Annotated in this window: 1 protein-coding gene and 1 pseudogene; both read left to right on the top strand. The window is 34.1% G+C overall.

Going from position 1 to position 1,689, the window contains the following annotated elements; translation table 11 throughout:
• Positions 1-252 (top strand): annotated as a pseudogene (locus UC75_RS22045) (flavodoxin family protein); the annotation flags it as partial.
• A 153-nt stretch (positions 253-405) separates the two neighbouring features.
• Positions 406-1,677, top strand: coding sequence for a hypothetical protein (locus tag UC75_RS15975; protein ID WP_049838155.1), 1,272 nt, complete (start codon positions 406-408; stop codon positions 1,675-1,677).
• Positions 1,678-1,689: the final 12 nt, after the last annotated feature.

Below are 1,689 nucleotides of genomic sequence, written 5' to 3'. Positions count from 1 at the left end.
CTGAGTGGCGATAAACTTGCGGTATTACAACAATTAAATATTTTTGCCATGCAACATGGCATGCTTTGGTCAGGTTTACCTTTAATGACGACAGGGCATAGTGAAAAAGATTTAAACCGATTATCGAGTTGCTTAGGTTTGATGACACAGTCAGATAATGCGCCTGTTGAAATTACTCCTCCACAAGGTGATTTAGATACAGCTAAATGGTTTGGTGAATATATTGCTGGACTGCTTTATCGAATAAGTTAAAATAAGTTTTTGATTTTATTTTAATAAATATTTAGTTCTTACTCTAATTACAAAAACGTTGTATTTTTTTTGTTCTTTTTTGATTATTTTTTACCAAATGGTTTATTTGGACAGTGATGTCCAAAACTTAATAAATAAAAAAATGGAATAATCATGAAAATTTTTTTAACAGCTCTTTGTCTAAGTTGGGCTACTTTAAGCTATGCCAATTTAGAACCAGCAAATCTTGTTCCACTCACTGATTCAGAACTTTCTAAAGTTGAAGCTCAGGCATTATTTTCATTTACATATACAGACCCAAAACAAGCTGATGCTTCGATGAATCAGCAAAATATTGGCTTTTACAAATTAGGTTTAGAGGCAAATCTTGAACTAAATGCCAATGTTAATAAGTTGCAATTAGGGTGTGGCGGAGTAAACGGTTTAGGTGGGTGTGATATTGATATTGATAACTTAAGTTTAAGTGGTTTAAGCGATACAAGTGAGGGGCGAGCTTCATCTTCTGCTGTTTTTAGTAATCCATTTATTGAATTTGCAATTAAAAATCCAGACAGCGCAGCTTTGAGAGAAATAAAAGGTTTCCGTCTAAGTGCGGAAAAGGTTGTGGGCCTATTGACTATGGGACTTGAAAATTCAGAAACACCAAATGGAATTAATAGCTTAAGTGGTTATTTAAAAATTAAAGATACCACTGGTTTAGCTTATACCGCTGCTCGTAATATGTCTTATCAAGATACAGGCAAGACTATTGATGGAACTGTGAATGCATGTATCGGAATTTGTATCCCTTTAGGATTTAATTCATCTGATTATAATTTGCAATTACAACAAACCACTGCACCTATTGTTATTAATGGACAAGTCATTTCTGGTTCACGAATGAATAATGTCATGCTGAACGGGGTAGCAAATATCGATCAGCTTAACTTCACTGGAGACTTGAAAGCTTCTATTAATGCAGCACTTGGCCTATTAAATTTACAAAAAAATGTAACAGGTAGCATTACCGGATTAAGAGCTGCATTAACTGTTGATCAAAGTCTTGGATTTATTCATAAAATTGAACTAAACAATCCTTTCTCACTTTCTTTGCAAGGCCAACAAATATTTTGGCCAGGTGCAGATGCAGCAGCGGAACGTGGCTGGTGGATGGCTTTTGATGATGAAATTGATATTGGTAACGTGACGCCAAGTAAACAAATTGAAATAACTAATGACGTTTTAAAGCAGGTGGTAGGTCCAATTAGTGGTTATTTAACTGAAAATCCAGTGAGGTGTAATCTTTTAAATTGTTTATTTGGTGAAGACTTGGCAGTTGGTGAAGTTAAATTACCCAATACGATTGTGAATTTCCCATTGAAAGATTTACAACTTAAAAATCAATCTTTTGCACCAAACTGTTACGGTAATTTAAAATTCTGCTAAATTTAAAGTGAC

The organism is Acinetobacter sp. V2, assembly GCF_001188385.1.
In the GTDB taxonomy this organism is placed as follows: Bacteria; Pseudomonadota; Gammaproteobacteria; order Pseudomonadales; family Moraxellaceae; genus Acinetobacter; species Acinetobacter oleivorans.
This window is presented reverse-complemented; position numbering and strand designations above follow the sequence as displayed.

Excerpts from the sequence above, each read along its gene's own strand:
- UC75_RS15975 (WP_049838155.1), top strand. The coding sequence starts at position 406 with ATGAAAATTTTTTTAACAGCTCTTTGTCTAAGTTGGGCTACTTTAAGC.